The organism is Oricola thermophila (assembly GCF_013358405.1).
GTDB classification, from domain to species: domain Bacteria; phylum Pseudomonadota; class Alphaproteobacteria; order Rhizobiales; family Rhizobiaceae; genus Oricola; species Oricola thermophila.
This window is the reverse complement of record NZ_CP054836.1, coordinates 2,562,979-2,587,982: the sequence shown is the minus strand read 5'-3', so window position 1 is coordinate 2,587,982 and position 25,004 is coordinate 2,562,979. Positions and strand designations below refer to the sequence as shown.

The window sequence follows — 25,004 nt, the reverse complement described above, 5'->3', positions numbered from 1 at the left end:
TTTCGCCAATCGGCAAACCGGCTCGACCTCGGAGATGACATGCAGGACCAAACCCAAAGCCTGATCGATCGTGCAGCCTCGCTGGTCGAGGCGGCAAGGCGCGCTGGCGCCGATGCGGCCGACGCCGTTGTCGTGCGCTCGCGCTCGAAGAGTGTGTCGGTTCGCCTCGGCAAGGTCGAGAGCACGGATGCGTCCGAAAGCGATGACTTCTCGCTGCGTGTCTTCGTCGGGAAGAAGGTCGCCAGCGTCTCGGCCAACGTGACCGGCGATGTCGACTCGCTGGCCGAGCGTGCCGTTGCGATGGCGAGGGTTTCGCCCGATGACAGGTTCAATACCCTGGCGCGGGAGGATCTCCTGGCGCAAGAGATGCCCGATCTCGATCTCTTCGACGAGACGGAGATATCGGCGGAGCGCATGACGGAGGATGCGCTGGCGATGGAAGAGGCGGCACGCGCCGTTCCCGGCGTCACCAATTCCGCGGGCGCCGGTGTCTCGGCAGGTTCCGGCGGTCTCGTACTGGTCACCTCGCACGGATTTTCCGGCGCCTATCGGCGTTCGCGCTTTTCCCGCTCGGTCTCGGTGATCGCGGGCGAGGGCACCGGCATGGAGCGCGACTACGATTTTTCCTCCCGGCTGTTCTTTGCCGATCTGCGCGAACCGGCCGATATTGGCCGGGAGGCGGGAGAGCGTGCGGTGCGCCGTCTCAATCCGCGAAAGATGGATACGGGCACGGTCACTGTCGTCCTCGATCCTCGTGTTTCTCGCGGCATGCTGGGGCACCTTGCAGGCGCGATCAACGGCGCATCCGTGGCGCGCAAGACATCGTTCCTTAAGGACCGCATGGGGGAACAGGTGGCCAATGCCGCGATCACGGTTGTCGATGATCCGGCGCGCGTGCGCGGCCAGGCCTCGCGGCCGTTCGACGGCGAGGGGGTCCAGGGGCCGAAGCTGACGATGGTCGGCGACGGCGTGCTCAATCACTGGTTCCTGTCGACGTCAATCGCGAACGAGCTCGGGCTGGAAACGAATGGCCGCGGCGCCCGCTCGGGTACCTCCGTTTCCGCTTCCTCCACCAATCTTTCGATCGAACCGGGCGAGAAGACGCCGGAAGAACTGATCGGGGAGGTCGGAACGGGTTTCTACGTGACCGAGGTTTTCGGCCAGGGCGTCAACATGGTCACCGGCGAATATTCGCGCGGGGCCTCTGGCTTCTGGATCGAAGACGGCGAGATCGCCTTTCCGGTTTCCGAGGTGACCATCGCCTCGAACCTGAAGGACATGTTCATGCGAATGGTTCCGGCAAGCGACCTCGACCGGAACTTCGGCACTGCCGCGCCGACGCTGGTGATCGAGGGCATGACGCTGGCGGGGCAGTAGGGCATGACCGGGGCGGCAAACGATGGCGCCCTCGCGCCGGTTGCGCATGACCTTGCCCTGATTCGCGTTGCGGCGGAGGAAGCGGGACGCATCGCGCTGTCCTATTTCCACGGACACCGGGAAATGGATGTGCGCATGAAGGGCGGAACCTCGCCGGTCAGCGCCGGCGATCTTGCCGCAGACACATTTCTGCGCGAGTTTCTGCTGAAGGCTCGCCCCGATTACGGCTGGCTTTCGGAGGAAAGCGTCGACGTGTCGCGCACCCGGCGGCTGACGGCGCAGAGGAGCTTCGTCGTCGATCCCATCGATGGCACCCGCGCCTTTATCGAAGGACGGGAAACGTGGTGTGTCTCGGTCGCAGTCGTCGAGAATGGCGAGGCTGTTGCCGGTGTTCTCGAATGTCCCGCGCTCGGCTTTTCCTTCCATGCCGGTACCGGCTGCGGAGCCTGGAAGGGCGATACACGGCTGGCGGTGCGTCCGGCGGGGGTGCGCCCGGTGATTGCCGCGCCGAAGAAGTGTCTCGCGCAGCTGGAAAGGGCGTTTCCGGGCGGCTTCGAGAGCCACGAACACATTCCCTCGCTTGCCTACCGGCTGGCGATGATCGCGGAGGGCCTTCTGGATGCGACGGTCGTGCGGCCGACTGCGCATGACTGGGACATCGCGGCCGCCGACCTGATCCTGGCGGAAGCTGGTGGCCGGCTGACCGATCTCGACGGTGATCCGGTCGTTCTCAATGGCGAATCGGTCGTCAAGCCGGCGATGTTGGCCGGCGGGGCGGACGTGGTCCGGGCGATGATGGGTGTTGTGACGGCGGATGCATTCGGATAGAGCGCATCTGCAGATATGCGAAACGCTTCGCGCCTCGCAGTGATCCGAATTCGACGAGATTATCTTTCAAGGGAAAAAGGCAATGTCAGAGACCGCTGACGACAAACAGCTTCTCCACCTTGTATTCGGCGGCGAGCTGGAGTCGCTGGACAGCACCCGGTTCCGCGATCTCAATGCCCTCGACATCGTGGGAATCTATCCGAACTACAAGGCGGCTGAGGCTGTGTGGAAGGCCAAGGCGCAGCAAACTGTCGACAATGCGCACATGCGTTACTTTGTCGTGCATCTGCATCGCCTTCTCGATCCCGGAAGCGATACGTAGTGGAAGCATGCGGGACCGCCGGGCGCTTTGCGGCGCGGCGATACCGCATTTCCGAGAGAAACAGGCCGGATGCCGCGTCGCGGAGACCGGACATCCGGCAAGGCACGATGGAAAACGAGACCGCGATCGGCACGAAACCGCAGAGAAGGGCCGGCTGGATGAAACGCATGTGGCGCCGGATGCGTACGCCGCTTGCCGAATCGCGCCTTGCCGCCGATCTCGTGGTGGCCGTGCTCGGTTCCTATCTGCGCCTCGTTCACAGGACGAACCGGCTGCTTCGCGACGACATGGCGGCTGCGGACCGCATAATCGACGAGAAGGCTCCGTTCATAGCCACCTGCTGGCACGGGCAGCACTTCATGATGCCGTTCTTCTCCCGCCGCGGCCATCCAGGCGTGGTGATGGTGTCGCGCTCGCGGGATGCGGAATTGAACGCCCGGCTTCTCGAGCGTTTCGGGCTGCAGACGGTCCGCGCTTCCGGCGGCCGCTCCGCCAGGCAGATGCACGAGAAGGGCGCGCTGCATGGTGTCAGGGCCATGCGCAGGCACCTGCACGAGGGACGTTCCGTGTTCATGATCGCGGATATCCCGCACGGCACTCCGCGCGAGGCTGGCAAGGGCATCGTCTCCATCGCCCGCATGAGCGGCGTGCCGATCCTGCCCGTCGCCTATGCGTCCTCGCGCCGTTACGTGTTCGAGAAGGCATGGGACAAGGCTGTGCTCAACCTGCCCTTCGGCCGCGCGGCCTTCTGCATCGGTGAGCCGATCGAGGTGCCGTCCGATGCCGATGAGGCGGCGCTGGAAGCGATCCGCAAGCGGGTCGAGGATGAACTCAATCGTGTCTTCGACGAGGCGTATGCCCTGGTGGATGCGCGGCCATGAGCGAACTTTGGGCAAAAGCGGCGCTGCAAACCTACCGCTGGCTCGGCGCCGCGGCGTTTCCGTTCATGGGCACCTATGTTGCGTTTCGCGCCTCGCGCGGCAAGGAAGAGCACAGCCGCAGGCGCGAACGTTATGGTCGGTCCTCGGTGGCCCGGCCGGACGGGCCGCTGATCTGGGTGCATGCCGCCAGCATTGGTGAAACCGGTGCCGTGGCCGCATTGATCCAGCGTTTGCGGGGCATTGGCATCGAGGTCGTCCTGACAACGGGCACGGTTACCTCGGCCAGTTTTGCGCGCGAACGGCTCGGGCCTGACCTTCTGCACCAGTACGTGCCTCTCGACATCAAGCCGGCAGTCAGCCGCTTCCTCGGTCACTGGAAACCGGACCTCGCGATCTTCGCGGAATCCGAGATATGGCCGATGACGATCCTCGAACTCGGTGCGCGTCGCATTCCCCAGATACTGATCAACGGCCGCATGTCCGACAGGTCCTTCCGCCGCTGGCAGAAGCGCATGGCCCTTGCCGAGTCGCTGTTCGAGAATCTGGCCCATGTCGCTGCCCAGACCGAGCTGGATGGCGAACGGTTTCGCGCGCTCGGTGCCCGCCCGGTGACCGTGACCGGCAATCTCAAGGCTGATGTGGCGGTGCCGCCCGTCGACGAGGAGGAACTGCGTCGCATTGCGGCGTCGATCAACGGCAGGCCCTGCTGGGCCGCGGTATCGACCCACGACGGCGAGGAACTCGTCGCTGCCCGCGTGCACAAGGCGTTGCGGCGGTATCGTAAGGATCTGCTGACCGTTATCGTGCCGCGTCATCCGGATCGCGCGCCGGCCATCCGCAACATGCTGGAGGAGCGTGGTCTGGTGGTCGCCAGCCGGTCCGCCGGCGAGCCGCTGACGCCGGGGACAGACGTCTTTCTCGGCGATACCATCGGCGAGATGGGCCTTTATCTGCGGCTGGCATCCATCGCCTTCGTCGGCAAGTCGCTCTCCGGCGAGGGCGGCCAGAATCCGCTGGAGGCCGCCATGCTCGGCGCTGCGGTGCTCAGCGGGCCGAACGTGTCCAATTTCGCGGAAGCCTATGAACGGCTGATCGCGGCGCGCGGCGCCCGCTTCGTCACCGACGAGACCTCGCTGGCCAAAATGCTGCATCATCTGCTTTCCCAGCCCCGGACCTGCGAGGCGATGGCGCGAGCCGGCGCGCGTGTCGTGTCCGAGATGGGGGGCGCGCTCGACCGGACCTGGGCGGCGCTCGATCCCTACGTTCATCCACTGCGCGTCGAGGCCGCGTTGCGCGGCGACGCGCAGGGCGGGGAGCGCGAATCCATTCTCACGGACGCAGATCGGCCGAGGAGAGGGTTCCTTGGCTGGAAGTGAGGCGCCGCCCTTCTGGTTCCGGCCGCGGGGCTGGCAGTCTCGCCTGCTCGCGCCCGCGAGCTGGGCCTATGGTGCCGTGGCGCGGTATCGCATGGACAGGGCCCGTCCCCCCGAGGTCATGGCGCCGGTCCTTTGCATCGGCAACCTGACGGTCGGCGGTTCCGGCAAGACGCCGACGGCGATCGCGGTCGGCAAGGCCGTGATCGAAGCAGGCTACAGGGCCGGGTTCCTGACGCGCGGCTATGGCGGCAGCGTCACAGGTCCGCATCGTGTCGATCTTGACCACGACACCGCGCTGACCGTTGGCGACGAGCCGCTCCTGCTGGCGCGCACCGCCCCGACGGTGGTCGCCTCGAGGCGTGCTGCCGGGGCGCGTCACCTGATCGAGATGGGTGTCGACTTCGTCATCATGGACGACGGGTTCCAGAGCCGCTCGGTCCACTACGATTACGCCCTGATCGCGCTCGATGCCCGCCGCGGCATCGGCAACGGCGCGGTCATCCCGGCCGGTCCGCTGCGCGCCCCGATGATCGACCAGATGCGCCATGCCGACGCGCTGCTGAGGATCGGCGACGGCGAGGCCGGCGAGACGGTGATCCGGGCTGCCGCGCGCGCTGCCAAGCCGATCATGCGCGCCGGCATCGTTCCGCGTCCGCTGCCGGCGCTGGAAGGCAGGCCGCTGCTGGCCTTCTCGGGAATCGGCGAGCCGGAGAAGTTCTTCGACACCTTGCGCGGCATGGGGCACTGGCTGACCATGACGCGGGCCTATGGCGACCACCATGTTTTCACCGAGGCGGATGCGGAGGATCTGCTGCTCCATGCCGACCTGGAGAACCTGGAACTGGTCACCACCGAGAAGGACGCGGCGCGCCTGACCTATACCGAGGGGCGGTTGGGCGAGTTGCGCCGGCGCGCGCATGTGCTGGCGGTGGAACTGGCCTTCGAGAGTCCGGTTGCCCTGCAGTCGCTGATCGAGGAGGTTGCCGAGAGGTACCATCGCCGCCGTATCAGGCGGTCCGGTCCTCCCCTCTGATTTCCAGCTCGCGTTTCAGCGAGGCTTCCGCGTCGATATAGGCTTCCTGGCGCGCGACGTTCCAGTATTTCAGCTCGTCCAGCGGGATCGGCTTTCCGGTGACGGCGCAGCGGACGAAGGTTCCCGGCACGAGCACCTGGTAGTCGGCGTCGAGATAGCGGATCCTGGCTTCGGAGGCGTTTGGCATGTCGAGTATGTTCATGCGTCCTTAGCGCCATAAAATGCCGCGCGCGTCAATGATTGCATTGTCATCGGCGGCCGAACAGCCGTTCGATGTCGGCCAGTTTCAGCTCGATGAATGTCGGTCGCCCGTGATTGCAGGTGCCCGATCCCGGTGTCGCCTCCATCTGGCGCAGCAGTGCGTTCATCTCCTCGCCGCGCAGCCGGCGGCCGGAGCGCACCGAGCCGTGGCAGGCCATCGTCGAGGCGACCTTCTCTATGTTGTCGCGGATTCGCAGCGCGCCGTTGCCCTCGGCGAGATCGTCGGCGAGGTCGCGGACGAGGCCCTGAGCGTCCACCTCGCCGAGCATGGCAGGCGTTGCCCTGACGGCGATCGCGCCGGGGCCGAAACGTTCGATCTCAAGGCCGAACCGGGCGAGCGTTTCGCTCTCCCCCACCAGCCGCTCGACATCCTCAACCGGCAGGTCGACGATTTCCGGCACCAGCAGCATCTGCGAGGGAAGGGTGCGCTCGGCAAGCGCCTTCTTGAGCGACTCGAAGACGAGCCTTTCATGCGCGGCATGCTGGTCGACGATGACGAGCGAGTCGGCGGTCTGGGCGATGATGTAGTTCTCGTGTATCTGCGCCCGCGCGGCGCCGAGCGGGTAGCCTTCGGCCTCCGGGGCGATGGTCGCGTCCGGCACGTCCGCCTGCGCCGCCGAGGGCGCGAAGCCGCCGGCATTGCCGCCGTCGAATGTAGCTTGCGGCCGTTCGGAGAATCCGGCTTGCAGGTCGAGCGGCCGGTTTGGCGAAGGGGCGGCCGGCGCGTGCGTGAAGGCCGGGCGCGCATGGGGCGTTGTGCCCGGTCGGAACGCGGCGGTCATCGCCTCGGCCGCCGTCGTTGTTGCGCGGATGCCCGTGTCGGCAAGCGCACGCCGGATCGCGGAGATCATCAGCGCGCGCACCAGGCCCGGATCGCGGAAGCGCACCTCGGCCTTCGCGGGGTGCACGTTGACGTCGACAAGGCGCGGATCGGTGTCGATGAAGATGGCGCAGACGGCGTGGCGGTCGCGCGCCAGCATGTCGGAATAGGCGCCGCGCAGGGCGCCCGACAGCTGCCGGTCACGCACCGGGCGTCCGTTGACATGGACATACTGATGGCTGGCCGATGCCCGGTTGAACGAGGGCAGGCCGGCGAAACCGGCGATCCGCACGCCCTCTTTCTCGGCGGCGATCTCGACGCAATTGTCGCGGAAGTCGCGGCCCAGGATCTGCGCGATGCGGGCGATCAGCGCGTCTCCGCCTTCCCCGGTGGCCGGCAGTTCCAGCGTCGAACGGTCGGAGCCGGCCAGCGTGAAGGAGACGCCGGGCCACGACATCGCGATGCGCCTGACCGTGTCGGTGATGGCGTTCGCTTCCGCCTGGTCGGATTTCAGGAATTTCAGCCGTGCCGGTACGCTGCGGAACAGTCCGGTCACTTCCACCATCGTGCCCGGATTGCCGGGTGCGGGACGCGGCCCGCTGATGGCGCCGCCGTCGACTTCGATCTCCGCGCCCTCGACCCCGTCCCGCGGTCGCGAACGGATGAGGAGCCGCGACACCGAGCCGATCGAGGGCAGCGCCTCGCCGCGGAAGCCGAGCGTGGCGATCGCCGTCAGGTCGCGGTCGATCTTCGACGTGCAGTGGCGCGAAATGGCCAGCGGCAGTTCCGCCGCGGTCATGCCTGCGCCGTTGTCGGTGACGCGGATCAGGGTCTTGCCGCCCGCCGCCGTCAGGATCTCGATGCGCGTTGCGCCGGCATCGAGGGCGTTCTCGACCAGTTCCTTGACCACATTGGCCGGCCGTTCGATGACTTCACCGGCAGCGATCTGGTTGACGACCGTGTCGTCGAGTCGGTGGATTCTGGGATGCGCCATCCCCGCAATATAGGCTGGCGCGGGCCGCAGCGAAATGGCGCGCCGCCGCTTTCAACCACTCGATTGACCGTCAGGCCGAGGCCATTTCATCGTCGTAGAGCGGGATGGGCGAGCATGGGCTGTGGATGTGCAGCCATTCGGTGACCAGCGCGGCATCCATCGGGAAGGCGATGCCGTATCCCTGCACGTTCGAGCAGCCGATTGAACGCAGGGTTTCCATTTCGCTGATCGTCTCGGCGCCTTCCGCGACGACCGCGATGTCGAGTCCCTTGGCCATCTCGATCAGCCCGCGCACGATTCGCCGCTTGCCGCGATCCTTGTCGATGTTGCGGATGAAGCGTTCGTCGATCTTCAGCCGGTCGATTTCGGTGGAGTTGATGTGCGTCAGCGAGGCATACCCGGAACCGAAATCGTCGAGTTCCACCTGGACGCCGGCAGCGCGCAAGCGGCGCAGGTTGTCGGCAACATTGCGCTTGTCGTCTTCTAGGATCATTCCTTCGGCAATCTCGACCGACAGCTTGTTGGCCGGCAGGTCGTGCTCGCGCGCCGTGTCGAGCACGAAGCTGACGAAATCGTCCTTCGTCAGCTCCGCGCGCGCGGCGTTGACGGAGATGCGGCCGTATTCGAGACCGGCATGATGCCATTCGGCCGCCTGGGCGATCGCACTGGAAATGACGTGGCGGCCAATGGCCAGAAGCAATCCGGATTTCTCCGCGACCGGCAGGAACACCTGCGGCGGCACGTATTCGTTGCCGTTGCGGTTCCACCGTGCGAGAGCCTCGATGCCGGTCACGCGCGCCGTCGCAAGTGACACCTGCGGCTGGTAGTGCACATTGATTTCTTTGCGTTGCAGGCTCTTTCGCAGGTCGGATTCCAGTTCCCGGCGGACTTCGTGTTCCCTGCGCAATTCGTCGGAGAAGAAGCGCGCATGGCCGCGCCCGGCTTCCTTGGCCTGGTAGAGGGCGAGATCGGAGTCGACCAGGAGATCCGCCGGGTTGTCCGCATCGTCGGGATAGACCGATATGCCGATCGATGCGCCGCAGCGCAGAACCGTCGACTCGAATTCGATTGGCCTCGTGACGGCCTCGATGATCCTCGTGGCGATGCGCTCGATATCGGCGCTCTCGCCGGGTGCGTTCAGGAGGATGACAAACTCGTCTCCGCCGATGCGGGCCGGAATGTCGGCCGCGCGCACGACCGACTTGATGCGGTTGCCGATCTCGCTGAGCACGTGATCGCCGGCCATGTGGCCGTAGGTGTCATTGATGAATTTGAAATTGTCGAGATCCAGATGCAGCACCGCGACCCGTTCCCCGCGCCGCTTGGCGCCCTCGATCATGTGCTCGAAGTGATCGGTCAGGAACACGCGATTGCGCAGGCCGGTTAGCCGGTCATGCGCAGCGAGATGCGCCATCTCGTTGCGCGCGTCGATCAGTTCGTGTGTCCGCTCGGCGACATTGCGGATCATGGGCCGGAATATGAACAACACGGCCGCTGCCAGGACGAGCATCATTGCTGAGAACAGCGCGCGCGAGAGAGTTGCGGTCCTTTCCGCCGTCATCCTTGCATTCTGCGACATGACATCGACGATCTGGTGGTAGCCGGATAGCGCCGCCGTGGCCGAATCCAGCGGTACGGGGTCCGCCAGCAGGCGTTTCGCGGGATCGGCGGACAGCGCCACGAAGGCCCGTGCGTCGTCGACGAATTCGCGGACAAGGCGATCCACGGTGTAGGGCTGATCGGTCAGGAGTGTCTTGAGCCGTGTGGCCGCCTGGCGGTCCAGTTCGTTGCCGGCTTCCGACGCCTCGACGACACGGCGGTGATTGGCTTCGAACTCGTCGATGCTGCGGCGCAGTTCGTTCAGGGTGGCGGCATGCGCGAAAACATGCTCGGCTCCATGGGCGGCATGGCTGAGTGCGGTGATCCGCTGCGACAGCATGGTCTGTTCGCCAGCCAAGCGGATCAGCTCCTTGTCGGTCGGGTGGTTTCGCAATTCGCGGTTCATGATCGCGAACGACGCCGTCGCAAGGGCTGCGATCAGAAGGATGGCAAGCCAGTAGGACAAGCGGATGCTGCCTGCTACACCGAGACTTTCGGTTTGTTCAGGTGCCGCTGTTTCGTGCATGGACTCCGCCTTGAAAATCATGCGTTTGCGCACGCTGACTCAACGGCGTTAAAAAATGGAAATGCCGTTTCGTGACTTGCCGGAATGGTGAAGAAACTGATAATCGGACGCGACTATGGAGCAAGTCGAGAATGAGTGCAGACACCGCCCGGTTGCCCGCTGCCCTGCGTCAGGTCGCGAATGGCATTTTCGTTTCCGGCCAGGTTCTTCCGGAGCATGTCGCCGCGCTGGCCGAAGCCGGATACACGACGATCATATGCAACCGTCCGGACCACGAGGCGCCCGGTCAGCCGACGGCGGCCGAGATCGAGGCCGAGGCCGGAAAGCAGGGCATTGCCTTCTATTTCGTCCCCGTAGGCCAGGCCGGGATTACGCGGGACATGGTTGATACGATGCAAAAGGCGCTGTCCGAGGCCGATGGCCTTGTTCTCGCCTATTGCCGGTCGGGTGCACGCTCGGCGCATATGTGCACCTTTGCGCGCCCGTGACGAGGCACGTTGCAACTGCGGGCCTGATCGCCGGTGGCGCGATGGCCCGACGCCTTGCTGTGTGACGCCATGCGCTCGAATCTGAACGGCAGGGCCCGGTGATGAAATCCGATTGGAAGCGATTGGCGATAGCGCTCGCCGCCGGTTTCGGTGGCGCGCTTTTCGCATTGTTTCTCGGTCTTCCCGCAGCCGCGTTGCTGGGCAGTACCTTCGCGGTAACGGTCGCGGCGCTACGGCGGCTCGAACCGGCGGTTCCCGACCTGCTGCGGGATATCGGATTCTGCGTTATCGGCGTCTCGCTGGGGTCCGGCGTCACTCCGGACATCTGGTCCGACATTGCCCGCTGGCCCTTGTCGATCGCGATGCTGGCCCTGACCGTTCTGGCCGTGCTCCTGGTATGCGGTCTGATCCTGCGGAAGATCTTCGACTGCGATGTGCCGACGGCGCTGCTAGCCACTTCGCCGGGCGCATTGTCCTATACCCTGTCGCTGGCAGCCGACCGGGGCATAGACCTGCGGTTCGTCATGGTATTGCAGAGCCTGCGCCTGTTCCTCATCACCATGCTCCTGCCGCCCATGATCGGCTATGCGGGCGGCGGGGTCGGCAATGCGCCGCATGTCGATCTGCCGCATCTCGGCCATGGCTGGAGTGCGCTCCTGCTCGTCGCAACCTTCGCACTGGGCATGGCAATGACACGGATGCGCGCCCCCGCGCCGTTCATCATGGCCGGCCTTCTCGTCTCCGGAATTGCGCACGGATCCGGACTCGTCTCCGGCCGCCTCGCCGACGCGGTGACCTTTTTCGGATTTTCGATAACCGGAACGGTCATCGGCGCGCGTTTTGCCGGCATTTCGGCCGGCGACCTCAAGCGGCTTGCCGTTGCGGGGCTGGTTTCCACGGCCGCGGCGGTGCTGGTGTCCGTCCTTGGAGCCGGAGCGGTTTCCATGCTGCTTGATCTGCCGTTCGGGCAGACCTGGGTGTCGTTTGCCCCGGGCGGTGTCGAGGGCATGTCCTCGATGGCGCTGGCATTGGGGTACGACCCCGTTTACGTTGCAACGCATCATGTCTTTCGGATAGTCTTGCTGATAGCAATCCTGCCCGTTCTGCTGGGCCTCGTCACGCGAAAAACCGTCTGAATCAACCGGTTGTGGAAAACGGAGACTCCGGCGGTCCGGCGGGATTTGCTTTCTCGCAATGATCGCGCAATTGTACCCGCTTTACCAAAAGGGAGAATGAAATGAATATGCTCCTGCGAACCATTGTTGCTGGCGCCTTGGTGCTCGGCACGCAGGCCGCGGCAACCGCCGAAGAGACCTTTATCACAATCGGTACCGGTGGTCAGACAGGCGTTTACTATGTCGTTGGCCAGTCTATCTGCCGGCTGGTGAATCGGGGCACGGCGGAGCACAATATCAAGTGCACGGCGCCTTCGACCGGCGGTTCGATCGACAACATCAATGCGATCAAGAACGGCGACCGGCAGATGGGCGTTGCCCAGTCCGACTGGCAGTTCCACGCCTACAACGGCACCTCGAAATTCGAGGGTGACAAGTTCGACAAGCTGCGCGCGGTCTTTTCCGTGCACGGCGAGCCGTTCACCGTCGTTGCCCGTGCCGATGCCGGAATCGAGAACTTCGACGACCTGAAGGGCAAGCGCGTCAATATCGGCAATCCGGGTTCCGGTCAGCGCGCGACGATGGATGTCGTGCTGGAGGCCAAGGGCTGGACGCTTGACGACTTCGCGCTCGCTTCCGAGCTGAAGGCCGCCGAACAGGCCGGCGCGCTTGGCGACAACAAGATCGACGCCATGATCTACACGGTCGGCCACCCGGCAGGCGCCATCCAGGAAGCGACAACCACGACCGATGCCGTTCTCGTCAATGTCGACGGCGAGGAAATCGACAAGCTGGTTGCCGACAATCCCTACTATGCCAAGGCGGTGATTCCGGGCGGCATGTACAAGGGCAATCCCGATGATGTCACGACCTTCGGCGTGAAGGCGACCTTCGTTTCGTCCTCGGACGTGCCGGAGGACGTGGTCTACCAGGTCGTCAAGGCGGTGTTCGACAACTTCGACCGCTTCAAGAAGCTGCACCCGGCCTTCGAGAACCTGACCGAGGAGCAGATGATCAAGGACGGCTTGTCTGCGCCGCTGCACGACGGCGCGGTGAAATACTACAAGGAACGCGGCTGGATGTAAGCCGCCTCGGAACCCCGCGGACCTTGGTCCGCGGGGTTTTGCTAGGGGCCTTCGGGCCTGTGGGAGGTTCAAGACCGCATGATGCGCGGGTCGAACGGGGATGACGGACATGGTCGATGCAACGCAGCCGAAGGAACATGAGGGGCTCAGCCAGGCGGAGATCGATGAACTCGTCGCGCAGGCCGATACCGGAGGGCGTTCCGCCGGAGGTTTCATCGGTCGGCTGATCGCCGGGATCGCGCTCCTGTGGTCGCTGTTCCAGCTCTGGTACGCCTCGCCGCTGCCATTTGCGGTCGGTATCGGCGTCTTCAACGACACCGAGGCGCGTTCCATCCATCTTGCCTTCGCAGTTGTCCTCGCCTTTTTGGCCTTCCCGCCCGGCCATGGTGCCGTGCAGACGATATTCGGGCTTGGCGTGCCGCTCGTTCTCGGAGGCCTGCTGGCGCTCTCGGCCGGGGACATTTTCCCGGTGTGGGTCGTGCTTGCGATCACCGTTGTCGTTGCCGCGGCCTGCGCCTTGCCGACGCGCAATGATCGCGTTGCGATCCACGAATGGATCATGGCCGCCATCGGCGGTTTCTGCGCGGCCTACCTGTTCCTGTTTTACGGACCGATCGCCGACCGCGTCGGCCAGCCGGTCTTCATCGACTATGTCGTGTCGGTGGCGGGGCTGCTCCTGCTTCTCGAGGCCACGCGCCGTTCGCTTGGCCCGGCGCTTGTCATCGTCGCTTCGCTGTTCCTGGTCTATACCGTGCTGGGCCCGTGGATGCCGGAGATCGTCGCCCACAAGGGCAACAATCTGCGCGAGATCGTCAACCACCACTGGATCAGCACCGAGGGCGTGTTCGGCATCGCGCTCGGCGTCTCGACATCGTTTGTCTTCCTCTTCGTGCTTTTCGGCGCCCTTTTGGACAAGGCCGGCGCCGGCAACTATTTCATCCAGGTGGCCTTTTCGCTGATGGGGCACATGAAGGGCGGCCCCGCGAAGGCCGCAGTCGTATCTTCGGCGATGACCGGGCTGATCTCTGGCTCGTCCATAGCCAATGTGGTTACCACCGGCACCTTCACCATACCGCTGATGAAGAAGGTCGGCTTCTCCTCCGAGAAGGCCGGCGCCGTCGAGGTCGCATCGTCGGTCAACGGCCAGATCATGCCGCCGGTCATGGGCGCGGCTGCATTCCTGATGGTGGAATATGTCGGCATTCCCTATTTCGATGTGGTGAAGCACGCCTTTTTGCCGGCGGTCATTTCGTACATTGCGCTGGTCTATATCGTGCATCTCGAAGCCGCGAAGGCGGGCATGGAGGGACTGCCCCGTGCCTATGTTCCGGGGCCGCTGATGCGGCGTCTCGTCGGCTTCGTCTTCGGCGTGGCGGTTCTTTGTGCAATTTCCTTTGGCGTCTATTACGGCATGGGCTGGATTCGTCCGACGTTCGGCGCTGCCGCGCCCTATGTCATCTTCGCTGTCCTCACAGCGGCTTATGTCGGGCTGGTCGCATTTGGTTCCCGTTATCCGGAGCCTAAGCTGGATGATCCGAACGCGCCGGTGAGCGCGCTGCCGCTGCCGGGTCCTACAATCAAGTCCGGGCTGCACTTCATTCTACCTGTTGTTGTGCTTGTGTGGGCGCTGATGGTGGAGCGCCTCTCTCCCGGTCTTTCGGCCTTCTGGGCTTCCGCCTTCATGATATTCATCCTGCTCACACAACGTCCGCTGTTCGCGATCTTCCGCGGCGAGCGCCAAATGGGCGCGGCCTTCCGGCGCGGCTGGGATGAACTCGTCGACGGTCTGATCTCGGGCGCGCGCAACATGATCGGGATTGGCATTGCGACGGCAACGGCGGGGATCATCGTCGGCGCCGTGTCGCAGACCGGTGTCGGCTCTGCTCTGGCCGACGTGGTGGAAGTGCTGTCGGGCGGCAACCTGCTGGCTATCCTGTTCCTGACGGCTATCCTGTCCCTGATCCTCGGAATGGGGCTGCCGACGACGGCAAACTACATCGTTGTCTCCGCGCTGCTCGCTCCGGTGATCGTTACGCTCGGCCAGGAAAACGGACTTCTCGTGCCGCTCATCGCGGTTCATCTCTTTGTTTTCTATTTCGGCATCATGGCCGACGTGACGCCTCCGGTCGGGCTTGCCTCATTTGCCGCGGCGGCCGTGTCGGGAGGCGATCCGATCCGTACCGGTTTTGTTGCCTTCTTCTATTCGCTGCGCACTGCTGCGCTGCCGTTCCTGTTCATCTTCAATACAGACCTTCTGCTGATCGAGGTGGACTGGATCCACGGTGTTTTCATCTTCGTGATCGCGACCGTGGCGATGTTGTTGTTTGCGGCAGGCACGCAAGGCTGGTTCATTGCGAGGAACCGTCTGTGGGAGACGGTGGCGCTGCTGCTTCTCGCTTTTACGTTCTTCAGACCGGGATTCTGGATGGACATGGTGTTCCCGCCTTACGAGGACGTGCCTCCCGCCGAGATCGCGGCTGCGGCCGGCGAGGTGCCATCCGGCGAGAACCTGCGGCTACGCATATCCGGTCTCGATTCCGTCGGGGAGACGCGTGAATGGGTCGTTCTGCTCGAGTTGCCCGACGGGGCCACCGGAGAAGAACGGATAGAGGCCGCCGGCCTGACACTGGTGGAGCGCGACGGCAAGACCATCATCGATGATGTGGCTTTCGATTCCCCGGCCCAGGATGTCGGCCTTGACTGGGACCAGGAAATCGTTCGCGTCCTGAAGTCGGCGGAAACGCCGTCGAAATACTGGATATACATTCCGGCACTGCTGTTGCTTGCACTCGTCATATGGGCACAACGCCGTCGTGCGCCGCCGGCGTCCGGCGAACAGCAGGCTGTCGCCTAGCGGGAGATCAGAAAGATGTACAAGGCAATATTGCTGGCTGTCGACTTGGCGCACGAGAGCTCATGGAAGAAGGCGATACCCGTGGCGCTCAAGATGGCCATGACATTTGGGGCTAAGCTGCATGTCGTAACGGTCGTGCAGGACATCCGTACCGCCATGGTCGCGCAGTATTTCCCAGATGACTACGAGGAAAAGATCACGCGAAAGGCGGCGGAAGGCCTGACAGCCCTTGTCGCTCGCGAAATGCCCGGCGTGGATGTCACCGAGCACGTTGCGGTTGGCCAGGTCTATCGGGAGGTTGTGCGCGTTGCGGAGGACAATGGCTGTGACCTGATCGTCATGGCATCGCATCGTCCGGAACTGGCTGACATCCTGATCGGTCCGAATGCCGATCACGTCGCTCGACACACTTCCGCCTCGGTATTGATCGTCCGCGAATAGACATTTCCCGACATTCGCATTTCGGCCTCAATTGCGGCGCATGCGCCACCGCGCAATTGACCGGGCGGATTGGTGCCGCCGAGTTGGTCGCCGGAGGGAAAATCCATGGGATCGCATATATTCGGCCGTTCGACTGTTGGCACGCTGCCGGTGGCAGCGCAGGGCGATGGCTGCTACATCATCGACAAGACCGGCAAGCGCTACTTTGACGGCTCCGGCGGTGCTGCCGTTTCCTGTCTCGGGCATTCCGATCCGAGTGTGACCGCAGCAATCAAGGAGCAACTCGACCGGATCGCCTTTGCCCATACCGGATTCTTCACATCAGATCCGGCGGAGGAACTGGCGGATATTCTTGTCGAATATGCCCCCGAAGGCATCGACCGTGTCTATTTCGTTTCCGGCGGATCGGAAGCCGTGGAGGCTGCGATCAAGCTTGCCCGGCAGTACTTTCTCGAGATCGGCCAGGACCGTCATCGCGTCATCGCGCGCCGCCAGTCCTATCACGGCAACACGCTGGGCGCGCTTGCTGCCGGCGGGAACGAATGGCGTCGCCGCCAGTTCGCGCCGTTGCTGGTCGAGACATCGCATATATCACCTTGCTATGAGTATCGCGGCCGCGAACAGGGCGAAAGCGCCTTCGAGTTTGGCCAGCGTGTGGCTAACGAACTGGAAGCGGAAATCGAGCGGCTGGGACCGGAAACGGTACTTGCTTTCATCGCCGAGCCGGTCGTCGGCGCGACGGCGGGCGCCGTGCCGCCGGTCGAGGGCTATTTCCGGCGCATCCGCGAGATCTGCGACAAGTACGGCATCCTGCTGATCCTGGACGAGGTGATGTGCGGCATGGGCCGTACCGGGACTCTTTTCGCCTGCGAGCAGGAGGGCATTTCGCCGGATATCGTGACCGTTGCCAAGGGACTTGGTGCGGGCTACCAGCCGATCGGCGCCATGATGTGCACGGCGAAGATATATGACGCGATCGCCGCCGGATCCGGGTTCTTCCAACACGGTCACACCTATATGGGACATCCGGTCGCCACTGCAGCGGCGGGTGCGGTGGTCACGGCGATTATCGAGCGCGGTTTGCTTGCAAAAGTGGAAGATCGGGGCGCGAGATTGAGGGCCGAACTGGAAAATGCCTTCGGACAGCATCCGCATGTAGGCGACATACGGGGGCGGGGGCTGTTTCTCGGGATGGAGTTCGTGGAGGACCGCGCGACGAAAGCGCCGTTCGATCCGAAACGCGGCATCGCGAAAAGCTTGAAGAAGCATGCCTTCGAGGCAGGTTTGATATGCTACCCCATGGGTGGCACGATTGACGGTGCAAGGGGCGATCACGTCCTGCTCGCACCACCCTTTATCATCGAGGACGCACAGATCGACGAGGTCGTCGGCAAGCTCGACACGGCCATGCGGGCGGTGTTCTGAAAATGGGCGCGCGGTCGCTTCCAGACATCATGGTCGCGCCCAATGGAGCGCGCCGTACCACTGCTGACCACCCGGAATTGCCGGTGACGATCCCGCAGATCGTCGATACGGCGAAAGCCTGTTACGCGGCCGGTGCGGGCGGCATCCACGCTCATGTGCGCGACGCCGACCAGCGCCATGTGCTTGATGCGGGTCTATATTCCGAGTTGACCGGGGAACTGGCGCGCCAGGTCCCCGGCATGGCGGTGCAGATAACTACCGAAGCGGTGGGTCGCTATACCCCGGACGAACAGCGTGCCGTTGTACGCGCTGTCATGCCGGAAATGGTCTCTGTTTCGCTCCGCGAGATGTTACCCGATGACGACGACACCGCCGACGCGGCGCGGTTCTATGCCTGGGCACACGAGGCGGAAATCGCGGTTCAGCACATTCTCTATGCGCCCGATGAAATTGCCCGCCTGGCCGCCCTGGTGTCCGTCGGCGTCGTGCCGAGGGAAGACATGCAGCTCCTATTCGTTCTCGGGCGCTATGCCGTGAACCAGGAGAGCGATCCGGCAGATCTGCAACCGTTTCTCTCAGAACTGGCCCGGTCCGGGCTGGAGGCGGACTGGGCGGTTTGCGCGTTCGGACGCGGCGAGACGGCGGCACTGGCTGCCGCATTCGAGGCCGGTGGCAAGGTGCGGGTCGGTTTCGAGAACAGCCTGTGGAACGCCGATGGTTCCGTCGCTGCGGACAATGCGGAGAGGGTAAGCGCAATCGCCGCAGTTGCCGAGCATTGACCGACTGTCCCGCTTGGTGCAGATCGTTCTCGCAGAACAAGTGGTTGCGAGTGCCGCCCGGAGGAAATGCAGATGCTCACAAGAACCAGTGCCTTCATGAAGGAGGCAAATTTGATCGGTGGCAAGTGGGTCGCCGCGGATTCCGGTGACACCCTCGCCGTTACCAATCCGGCAACCGGCGCGGTACTCGGAACCGTTCCCAATGCCGGGCAGGCGGAGGCGGCGCGAGCCATCGAGGCCGCTGCGACGGCCTTCGAGCGCTTCCGCAAGACGACAGCGGCCGAACGCGCGGCGATGCTGCGCCGCATGCATGACGTGATGATCGAGAATGTCGATGCCCTAGCGGAACTGCTGACCCTGGAGCAGGGCAAGCCGCTGGCCGAGGCGAAGGGAGAGATAACTGTCGGTGCCAATTACATTCTGTGGTTCGCCGAGGAGGGACGCCGTGTCTATGGAGACATCGTGCCGTCACCATGGGCAGATCGCCGCATCCTCGTGCGCAAGGAGCCGGTCGGTGTTGTCGGTGCGATCACGCCCTGGAATTTCCCGTCGTCCATGCTGGCCCGCAAGATCGGGCCGGCGATCGCGGCGGGCTGTACCGCAGTCATCAAGCCCGCTTCGCAGACGCCCTATTCCGGTCTCGCCTGGGGCGTGATCGCCGAGATGGCCGGACTGCCGGAAGGTGTCATGAACATCGTTACCGGCTCTGCATCGCAGATCGGTGGGGAGATGACTTCGAACCCTGCTGTCAAGAAGATCACCTTCACCGGTTCAACCGATGTCGGCAAGATTCTGCTCAGGCAGTGTGCCGACACCGTAAAGAAGGTGTCGATGGAGCTCGGGGGAAATGCCCCGTTCCTGGTGTTCGATTCCGCAGATGTCGACAAGGCGGTAGAGGGTGCCGTTGCCGCGAAGTATCGCAATTCCGGCCAGACTTGCGTGTGCACCAACCGCTTCTATGTCCAAGCGGGCGTTTATGACGAATTCGCCGAGAAGCTGGCGAGAAAGTCTGAGAGCCTGAAGGTCGGCCCGGGCACCGAGGAAGGCACCCAGCAGGGGCCGTTGATAGACATGGCCGCTGTCGAGAAGGTAGAGGAACTGATCGCCGATGCCGTCTCGAAGGGCGGCAAGGTACTGACCGGCGGCAATCGCCACGAGCTAGGCCAGTCCTTCTTCCAGCCGACCGTGATTGCGAATGCCACTGCCGAGATGCGGTTCTCCCGCGAGGAGATATTCGGCCCGGTTTCGCCGATCTTCCGGTTTGAAACCGAGGAGGAGGCGATCGCGCTGGCAAACGACACCGAATACGGTCTGGCCTGCTACTTCTATACCCGCGATCTCGGTCAGGCCTTCCGCGTGATGGAGGGGCTCGACTACGGTCTCGTCGGTGTAAACGAGGGTGTAATCACCACGCCGGAGGCGCCGTTCGGCGGCCACAAGGAATCCGGTCTCGGTTCCGAGGGCGGCAGGGAAGGCATTCTCGAATATCTCGATACCAAGTATGTCTGCATCGGCGGTCTTGGCCTCTAGGGGCGGGCCGCCACGGTGGGGAATCTCATGATCCGGTTCTACGGATATTTCCGTTCGTCGTCTTCATACCGCTGCCGCATAGCCTTCAACCTGAAGGGTATCGACTATGATTTCGTTCCGGTGCACCTGCTGAAGGACGGCGGCGAGCAAAAGAAGCCCGAATACCGCGAGCGGAACCCGCAGATGCTGGTGCCGACACTCGAGGCCGGCGACATGGTTGTTGGCCAGTCCATGGCCATCCTCGAATGGCTGGAGGAGAAGTATCCCGAGCCCGCCTTCCTGCCGGATGACCCGGACGATCGAGCCCGCGTGCGCGCATTCGCGGATATCATCGCCTGTGACATTCATCCCCTGCAGAACCTGCGGGTGCTTTCCTACTTGCGCGAGAACTATGGCGAGGACCAGGAAGGCGTCGAGCGCTGGTGTCAGCGCTGGATCGGAGACGGCCTGGCCGCCTGCGAACAGCTGCTTGCGCGTCGCGAGAAGCAGACGACCTTTTGCTTCGGCGAGACGCCCGGTCTGGCGGATATATGTCTAGTACCGCAGGTATTCTCCGCACACCGTTTCAAAGTCGACCTGGCGGCCATGCCGCTGGTTCGCGGAATCCACGATGCATGCGAAGCACTGCCGGCGTTTGCCGAGGCCCATCCATCGAAACAGCCTGACGCGACATAATGCCACAGCGGCGCTACCAGCGCCGCGGATCGCCCGTGTAATGGCGCCGCATTTGCGTAGACGAATGCCGGCAACCTTTTGATTTACCTAGCGTAACGGCGGTATTTCCGGTTTTTGATTAACCTTCGATAAAGCATCCATCGGAACATTCATATTATTGAATGCCAGATGCGCAATTCAGCTTGTTGTTATCGGGGGACATCGTGAAAAATCTCACCATCGGCAAGAAGTTCAATGCATTGCTCTATGGTGGAGCGCTGATATCTGCGATTGCCGTCTCCGGTTCCGTTTTCTTCCTCTCAAACCAGTTCGTTGACCAGGCCATGCGCGACAAGCTCGAGCGCGTCCGCAGCGAATTCGCGTCGGAACTGGCTGCCAGCCAGAGGGCCGCGACAATGATGGCGATTCTCGTTGGCGAACAGGCCTCGGTAAAACAGGCCATGGCTGCCGGTGATCGCGACTCGCTCGCCGGCGAATTCGTTGGCCCCTTCGAGTCGATAAAGAGCCAATACGACGTGCGCCAGTTCCAGTTTCATGTGCCCCCGGCCACTTCGTTCCTTCGCGTGCACAAGGTCGAGAAGTTTGGCGATGACCTTTCGGGCTTCCGCAAGACGGTTCTCGCGGCCAACAACGAAAGCCGGGTCGTCAATGGCCTGGAAGCGGGCGTGGCGGGAATTGGCATTCGCGGCGTGGCGCCGATCCGTGATGGCGACAAGCATCTTGGTACCGTCGAGTTCGGCCTCAGCCTGCATCAGGGATTCGTCGACGAGTTCACGGACGGTACGGGATACCAGACCGCGATCTATGCCCTGCGCGAGAATGGCGCCGAAGTGATCGGGTCCACTATCGAAATCGACACCGATATTGCCGCCCTGTTGCCGGAAAGCGCCGAGGCGGCCGCAGAAGAGGTGACCTATGTGTCGTTGCCCGGCACCGACAACCGATATGCCGGAACCGTGTTTCCGGTGCGCGATTTCTCCGGCAATGTGATCGGTTCCGCGGTGATCGCCGTCGATCGTACCAGCTACAATGCCATTGCGGCCAAGGGGCAATTGGCCGCTGCCGGCCTGTTCCTGTTGCTGATCCTGATATCGACGGGGATCTCGTTCGCGATGCGGATGAACGTCATTCGTCCCCTGGTATCGATTACCGGTTCCATGGAGAAGATCGCCCGGGGCGAGCACGGCACGAAGGTTCCTTTTGTCGGCCGTGGTGACGAAATCGGCTCCATGGCTTCCGCGCTCGATGTGTTCCGTACATCGCTGTTGCGCAATGTCGAGCTCGAGCAGGAAGCGGAAAGCAATCGCAAGCTGTCGGAGCGAGAACGTGCGCGTCAGGAGGAAGAGCGCACACGGCGCGCGGCCGAGCTTCAGCAAGCGATCGACGGGCTCGGCCAGGGGCTTGCACGGTTGGCCGCGGGCGATACCACCCAGCGTATCGAAACGCCTTTCGCCGGCAAGCTCGACGAACTGCGCCAGCATTACAACGAGACCGTCGACAGCCTGAAGGAGGCCTTGTCCACGATTGCCGGCAGCAGCGACAGGATCCGTGCGCGTACCGACGAGGTGAATGGTTCGGCGGACGAACTGTCGGCGCGCACCGAGAAGCAGGCGTCTGCCATAGAGGAAACCGCCGCTGCGCTGGAGGAGATTGCGGCCACCGTCAAGATTGCGCACCAGAACGCCGACGAGATTGGACGCATGGTGGCGGAAGCGACCGGATTGACGACGCAGTCGCGGGAGGTCGTTTCTGAGGCGGTTGAGGCAATGAGCTCGATCGAGAAGTCTTCCCAGGAGATGACCCAGATTATCTCCACCATCGAGGAGATCGCCTTTCAGACCAATCTGCTGGCGCTCAATGCCGGCGTGGAGGCGGCGAGGGCGGGCGAGGCCGGTTCCGGTTTCGCTGTCGTGGCGCAGGAAGTGCGGGAGCTCGCGCAACGCTCGGCTGCCGCCGTCGGCGAGATCGAGGCGCTCATCGAATCTTCCAACAGGTTCGTCCGGCAGGGGGCCGATCTGGTTCGCCGTACCGGCGATGCCCTGTCGCAGATTGGAGAGCACGTCACCAATATCAACACCAATGTGACTTCTCTGGTGCAGTCGTCCAGCGAACAATCGAGTTCCGTCAACGAGGTCAACGAGGCCGTGCGCCAGATGGACCGCGTGACCCAGCAAAACGCCGCGATGGCAGAGGAAACCACGGCCTCGGTACATGCACTGCTCGAGGAGATAGGAGAACTCAACGCGGCAATGGCGCGCTTCCGCACGGAAGTGGCGACCGCTGCCGGGGACGAGTCCGCGCGGGGAAGAGCCGCCGCCTGAGTACGGAAGGACGAAGTTTAGAATCCTTCAAAACTAGAGTGTTTGACACAACTTTTCGGCTGCGGCATAAACCTGATCATCGATGTCAGGTTTATCCGCGAGCCGAAAGTGACCGATCGCTTCAATTGCCAGAACGGAGCAAGCGCCGCCTATTTTGCGCGGCAGCCTGAGCGTCTCGTTCTCGAGGGATACAGGCACTGGACCCGCGGCCTTGCGACCCGGAGCCGCGAGCCGTGGGACCAGGCCGCTCTTCTCTACAGCGATACGCTCGGTGTCCGCTGCGCGACTACGGCGTTGCATGCCTTGTCGGAATTCGTCACCGCACTGGGGCGCTGTGCCGCCTGTCCGTTGAAAACCTTCGAAAGCGGTTCGAACCATGTCTGCCGCGACGAGGTTCTGGTCATGGGGCTGATTGCCGGCATCCAGAATCACGATGAAGCTGCCGCGTCGCTGTGTCTGACGGAATTGTCCTGTGCCTCGCGCTGCGACGAGGTTGCACTGGCGGCGGGCTCCTTCGCGTTGGTGCTGCGCGGCCTTGACAAGACGCTTCTGCCGATTCCGGCGCATGTCGTACGTGACATTCTCGACCGCTCGCGCGCCTCGGCATACGCAGGGCGGCCAAGCCCGACGCTGCACTGAACCAATAACCGGGAGAATATGATGATTGTACCGAGAACCGTAACGCTTGTGGCCGGGCTGGCATTTGCCGGCGCGCTGGCATTGCCGGCCTCCGCCGATGTCACGCCGGAAGCCGTCGTTACGCACTACGCGGATTTGGCGCTCGCCAAATACGAGGATTCGCTGATTACCGCCAAGGCGCTCGATGAGGCGGTGGATGCATTTATTGCCAGTCCGTCGGCCGAGGCCTTGCAGGCGGCGAAGGATGCCTGGATCGCTGCGCGCATTCCGTATCAGCAGACCGAAGTCTATCGTTTCGGCAACGCTATCGTCGATGACTGGGAAGGCCGCGTGAATGCCTGGCCGCTGGACGAGGGGCTGATCGACTATGTCGATGCTTCCTACGGCACCGAGAGCGATGAGAACGGCCTCTACACTGCCAATGTGATCGCGAATGCCAAGCTGACGATCAATGGCGAGGAAGTCGACGCATCCAACATCTCGCCCGAATTCCTGTCCTCCGTCCTCCACGAGGCGGGCGAGGTCGAGGCCAATGTGGCGACGGGCTATCATGCCATCGAGTTCCTGCTCTGGGGGCAGGATCTGAACGGCACCGGTCCCGGCGCGGGCAACCGGCCGTGGACCGATTATTCCACCACCGAATGCACCAACGGCAACTGCGATCGCCGCGCGCAGTATCTCGCCGCTGCGTCGGACTTGCTGGTCGCCGATCTGGAGGAAATGGTCGGCAACTGGCAGGAAGGTGGCGCCGCGCGGGAGGAACTGATGGCCGATCCGCAGGCCGGGATGTCGGCGATTCTGACCGGCATGGGGTCTCTTTCCTACGGGGAACTGGCCGGCGAGCGCATGAAGCTGGGACTCCTGTTGCACGATCCGGAGGAAGAGCACGACTGTTTCTCGGACAACACCGACAAGTCGCACCTCTACGACGCCGTCGGCATCCGCAATGTCTATCTCGGCTCCTACAAGCGCGTCGACGGTTCCGTCGTTTCCGGACCGTCGCTTTCGGAACTCGTTGCTGCCAGGGATGCCGATCTCGATGCCGAACTGAAGGGCAAGCTGCAGGCGACAGTCGATGCCATGACGGCCATGGCCGCGCGCGCGGATGCAGGGGAAGCCTACGATCAGATGATCGGCGAGGGGAATGCAGAAGGAAACGCGATCGTGCAGGCGGCCATCGACGCGCTGGTCGACCAGACCCGCTCGATCGAGAGGGTGGTCACGCTTCTTGATCTCGGCTCCATCGAGATCGAGGGATCGGACAGTCTCGACGATCCCGAGGCTGTCTTCCAGTAGGGTCTTGCCGCCATGATCGTCTGCAGTTGCAACGTCATCATGCGAAAGGAAATCGAGGAGGCCATCGTTGGCCTTCTCGAAGAGGACGCTTGGCGGCTGATCACGCCGGGCACCGTGTATCACGCCCTGAAGAAGCGTGGACGGTGCTGCGGCTGCTTTCCGAACGTGATTTCGGTCATTGTCGAGACGACAGAGCGCTATCACCGCGAGCGCGCAACGCCCGACGAGAAAATCGTCCCCTTCATCGCGAGGATACGTGAAGAGCACGAACGGTGCGAGACCGCGCGCATGATTGCGCGAAAGGCAAGATTGCGGCGAACGGCGGCTTGAGATGGCGGA

General features: G+C 63.4%; 22 protein-coding genes. 19 read left to right on the top strand and 3 right to left on the bottom strand.

The genetic code is table 11. From position 1 onward, the window contains the following. Positions 1-39 precede the first annotated feature (39 nt). The 6 genes from HTY61_RS12445 to lpxK all read left to right on the top strand — a co-directional run bounded on the left by HTY61_RS12445 (position 40) and on the right by lpxK (position 5,817). Positions 40-1,377 (top strand): TldD/PmbA family protein, encoded by a 1,338-nt coding sequence (locus HTY61_RS12445; RefSeq protein ID WP_175277099.1) that lies wholly within the window; start codon positions 40-42, stop codon positions 1,375-1,377. A gap of 3 nt (positions 1,378-1,380) precedes the next feature. Further along, positions 1,381-2,205 (top strand): 3'(2'),5'-bisphosphate nucleotidase CysQ, encoded by an 825-nt coding sequence (locus tag HTY61_RS12440; protein ID WP_175277098.1) that lies wholly within the window; start codon positions 1,381-1,383, stop codon positions 2,203-2,205. Positions 2,206-2,287: 82 nt separating this feature from the next. Next, positions 2,288-2,527: a DUF4170 domain-containing protein gene (locus tag HTY61_RS12435; protein ID WP_175277097.1), complete on the top strand. Its 240-nt coding sequence runs from the start codon at positions 2,288-2,290 to the stop codon at positions 2,525-2,527. 107 nt (positions 2,528-2,634) lie between these two features. Next, positions 2,635-3,408, top strand: coding sequence for a lysophospholipid acyltransferase family protein (locus HTY61_RS12430; RefSeq protein ID WP_175277096.1), 774 nt, complete (start codon positions 2,635-2,637; stop codon positions 3,406-3,408). Further along, positions 3,405-4,784, top strand: coding sequence for a lipid IV(A) 3-deoxy-D-manno-octulosonic acid transferase (gene waaA, locus HTY61_RS12425; RefSeq protein WP_175277095.1), 1,380 nt, complete (start codon positions 3,405-3,407; stop codon positions 4,782-4,784). Before HTY61_RS12430 ends, waaA begins: the two co-directional genes overlap by 4 nt. After that, a complete protein-coding gene (gene lpxK / locus HTY61_RS12420; protein ID WP_175277094.1) occupies positions 4,771-5,817 on the top strand; it encodes a tetraacyldisaccharide 4'-kinase in 1,047 nt (348 codons plus the stop codon). The genes waaA and lpxK overlap by 14 nt, the downstream gene beginning before the upstream one ends. Here lpxK and HTY61_RS12415 read toward each other — a convergent pair. The 3 genes from HTY61_RS12415 to HTY61_RS12405 all read right to left on the bottom strand — a co-directional run bounded on the left by HTY61_RS12415 (position 5,792) and on the right by HTY61_RS12405 (position 10,017). Next, positions 5,792-6,019 carry a DUF2093 domain-containing protein gene (locus tag HTY61_RS12415; protein WP_175277093.1) on the bottom strand — a complete coding sequence of 76 codons (228 nt, stop codon included), beginning with the start codon at positions 6,017-6,019 and terminating at the stop codon, positions 5,792-5,794. The genes lpxK and HTY61_RS12415 overlap by 26 nt on opposite strands. Before the next feature lie 46 nt (positions 6,020-6,065). Continuing rightward, positions 6,066-7,892 (bottom strand): DNA mismatch repair endonuclease MutL, encoded by a 1,827-nt coding sequence (gene mutL, locus HTY61_RS12410; RefSeq protein WP_175277092.1) that lies wholly within the window; start codon positions 7,890-7,892, stop codon positions 6,066-6,068. Positions 7,893-7,962: 70 nt separating this feature from the next. Continuing rightward, the gene (locus tag HTY61_RS12405) at positions 7,963-10,017 is read right to left on the bottom strand and encodes a putative bifunctional diguanylate cyclase/phosphodiesterase (RefSeq protein ID WP_175277091.1); all 2,055 of its coding nucleotides are present in this window, start codon (positions 10,015-10,017) and stop codon (positions 7,963-7,965) included. 131 nt (positions 10,018-10,148) lie between these two features. On the opposite strand from HTY61_RS12405, the gene HTY61_RS12400 reads away from it, so the two are divergent. The 13 genes from HTY61_RS12400 to HTY61_RS12340 all read left to right on the top strand — a co-directional run bounded on the left by HTY61_RS12400 (position 10,149) and on the right by HTY61_RS12340 (position 24,995). After that, complete coding sequence (locus HTY61_RS12400; protein ID WP_175277090.1) at positions 10,149-10,505, top strand: protein tyrosine phosphatase family protein; 357 nt, start codon at positions 10,149-10,151, stop codon at positions 10,503-10,505. Positions 10,506-10,606: 101 nt separating this feature from the next. Then, a complete protein-coding gene (locus tag HTY61_RS12395) occupies positions 10,607-11,641 on the top strand; it encodes an AbrB family transcriptional regulator (RefSeq protein WP_175277089.1) in 1,035 nt (344 codons plus the stop codon). Positions 11,642-11,742: 101 nt separating this feature from the next. Further along, positions 11,743-12,705 carry a TAXI family TRAP transporter solute-binding subunit gene (locus tag HTY61_RS12390; protein ID WP_175277088.1) on the top strand — a complete coding sequence of 321 codons (963 nt, stop codon included), beginning with the start codon at positions 11,743-11,745 and terminating at the stop codon, positions 12,703-12,705. Positions 12,706-12,814: 109 nt separating this feature from the next. Continuing rightward, on the top strand, positions 12,815-15,559 hold the full coding sequence (locus HTY61_RS12385) for a TRAP transporter permease (protein ID WP_197945315.1): 2,745 nt from the start codon (positions 12,815-12,817) through the stop codon (positions 15,557-15,559). 15 nt (positions 15,560-15,574) lie between these two features. Next, on the top strand, positions 15,575-16,000 hold the full coding sequence (locus tag HTY61_RS12380) for a universal stress protein (protein ID WP_175277086.1): 426 nt from the start codon (positions 15,575-15,577) through the stop codon (positions 15,998-16,000). A 105-nt stretch (positions 16,001-16,105) separates the two neighbouring features. Then, positions 16,106-17,425, top strand: coding sequence for an aspartate aminotransferase family protein (locus tag HTY61_RS12375; protein ID WP_175277085.1), 1,320 nt, complete (start codon positions 16,106-16,108; stop codon positions 17,423-17,425). 2 nt (positions 17,426-17,427) lie between these two features. Continuing rightward, positions 17,428-18,204, top strand: coding sequence for a beta-keto acid cleavage family enzyme (locus tag HTY61_RS12370; protein ID WP_197945314.1), 777 nt, complete (start codon positions 17,428-17,430; stop codon positions 18,202-18,204). Between the two features lie 72 nt (positions 18,205-18,276). Continuing rightward, a complete protein-coding gene (locus HTY61_RS12365; RefSeq protein WP_175277084.1) occupies positions 18,277-19,734 on the top strand; it encodes an NAD-dependent succinate-semialdehyde dehydrogenase in 1,458 nt (485 codons plus the stop codon). A gap of 27 nt (positions 19,735-19,761) precedes the next feature. After that, a complete protein-coding gene (gene maiA / locus HTY61_RS12360; RefSeq protein ID WP_175277083.1) occupies positions 19,762-20,409 on the top strand; it encodes a maleylacetoacetate isomerase in 648 nt (215 codons plus the stop codon). A gap of 203 nt (positions 20,410-20,612) precedes the next feature. Continuing rightward, complete coding sequence (locus tag HTY61_RS12355; RefSeq protein ID WP_175277082.1) at positions 20,613-22,730, top strand: methyl-accepting chemotaxis protein; 2,118 nt, start codon at positions 20,613-20,615, stop codon at positions 22,728-22,730. 42 nt (positions 22,731-22,772) lie between these two features. Next, entirely contained in the window at positions 22,773-23,369 is a 597-nt protein-coding gene (locus HTY61_RS12350) for a hypothetical protein (RefSeq protein ID WP_428978262.1), read from the top strand. Between the two features lie 21 nt (positions 23,370-23,390). Then, complete coding sequence (locus tag HTY61_RS12345) at positions 23,391-24,665, top strand: imelysin family protein (protein WP_246272796.1); 1,275 nt, start codon at positions 23,391-23,393, stop codon at positions 24,663-24,665. Positions 24,666-24,677: 12 nt separating this feature from the next. Then, a complete protein-coding gene (locus HTY61_RS12340) occupies positions 24,678-24,995 on the top strand; it encodes a (2Fe-2S)-binding protein (protein ID WP_175277080.1) in 318 nt (105 codons plus the stop codon). The last annotated feature ends 9 nt before the right edge of the window (positions 24,996-25,004 follow it).

Excerpts from the sequence above, each read along its gene's own strand:
- HTY61_RS12445 (WP_175277099.1), top strand. The coding sequence starts at position 40 with ATGCAGGACCAAACCCAAAGCCTGATCGATCGTGCAGCCTCGCTGGTC.
- HTY61_RS12440 (WP_175277098.1), top strand. The coding sequence starts at position 1,381 with ATGACCGGGGCGGCAAACGATGGCGCCCTCGCGCCGGTTGCGCATGAC.
- HTY61_RS12435 (WP_175277097.1), top strand. The coding sequence starts at position 2,288 with ATGTCAGAGACCGCTGACGACAAACAGCTTCTCCACCTTGTATTCGGC.
- HTY61_RS12430 (WP_175277096.1), top strand. The coding sequence starts at position 2,635 with ATGGAAAACGAGACCGCGATCGGCACGAAACCGCAGAGAAGGGCCGGC.
- waaA (WP_175277095.1), top strand. The coding sequence starts at position 3,405 with ATGAGCGAACTTTGGGCAAAAGCGGCGCTGCAAACCTACCGCTGGCTC.
- HTY61_RS12415 (WP_175277093.1), bottom strand. The coding sequence starts at position 6,019 with ATGAACATACTCGACATGCCAAACGCCTCCGAAGCCAGGATCCGCTAT.
- mutL (WP_175277092.1), bottom strand. The coding sequence starts at position 7,892 with ATGGCGCATCCCAGAATCCACCGACTCGACGACACGGTCGTCAACCAG.
- HTY61_RS12405 (WP_175277091.1), bottom strand. The coding sequence starts at position 10,017 with ATGCACGAAACAGCGGCACCTGAACAAACCGAAAGTCTCGGTGTAGCA.
- HTY61_RS12400 (WP_175277090.1), top strand. The coding sequence starts at position 10,149 with ATGAGTGCAGACACCGCCCGGTTGCCCGCTGCCCTGCGTCAGGTCGCG.
- HTY61_RS12395 (WP_175277089.1), top strand. The coding sequence starts at position 10,607 with ATGAAATCCGATTGGAAGCGATTGGCGATAGCGCTCGCCGCCGGTTTC.
- HTY61_RS12390 (WP_175277088.1), top strand. The coding sequence starts at position 11,743 with ATGAATATGCTCCTGCGAACCATTGTTGCTGGCGCCTTGGTGCTCGGC.
- HTY61_RS12385 (WP_197945315.1), top strand. The coding sequence starts at position 12,815 with ATGGTCGATGCAACGCAGCCGAAGGAACATGAGGGGCTCAGCCAGGCG.
- HTY61_RS12380 (WP_175277086.1), top strand. The coding sequence starts at position 15,575 with ATGTACAAGGCAATATTGCTGGCTGTCGACTTGGCGCACGAGAGCTCA.
- HTY61_RS12375 (WP_175277085.1), top strand. The coding sequence starts at position 16,106 with ATGGGATCGCATATATTCGGCCGTTCGACTGTTGGCACGCTGCCGGTG.
- HTY61_RS12370 (WP_197945314.1), top strand. The coding sequence starts at position 17,428 with ATGGGCGCGCGGTCGCTTCCAGACATCATGGTCGCGCCCAATGGAGCG.
- HTY61_RS12365 (WP_175277084.1), top strand. The coding sequence starts at position 18,277 with ATGCTCACAAGAACCAGTGCCTTCATGAAGGAGGCAAATTTGATCGGT.
- maiA (WP_175277083.1), top strand. The coding sequence starts at position 19,762 with ATGATCCGGTTCTACGGATATTTCCGTTCGTCGTCTTCATACCGCTGC.
- HTY61_RS12345 (WP_246272796.1), top strand. The coding sequence starts at position 23,391 with ATGATTGTACCGAGAACCGTAACGCTTGTGGCCGGGCTGGCATTTGCC.
- HTY61_RS12340 (WP_175277080.1), top strand. The coding sequence starts at position 24,678 with ATGATCGTCTGCAGTTGCAACGTCATCATGCGAAAGGAAATCGAGGAG.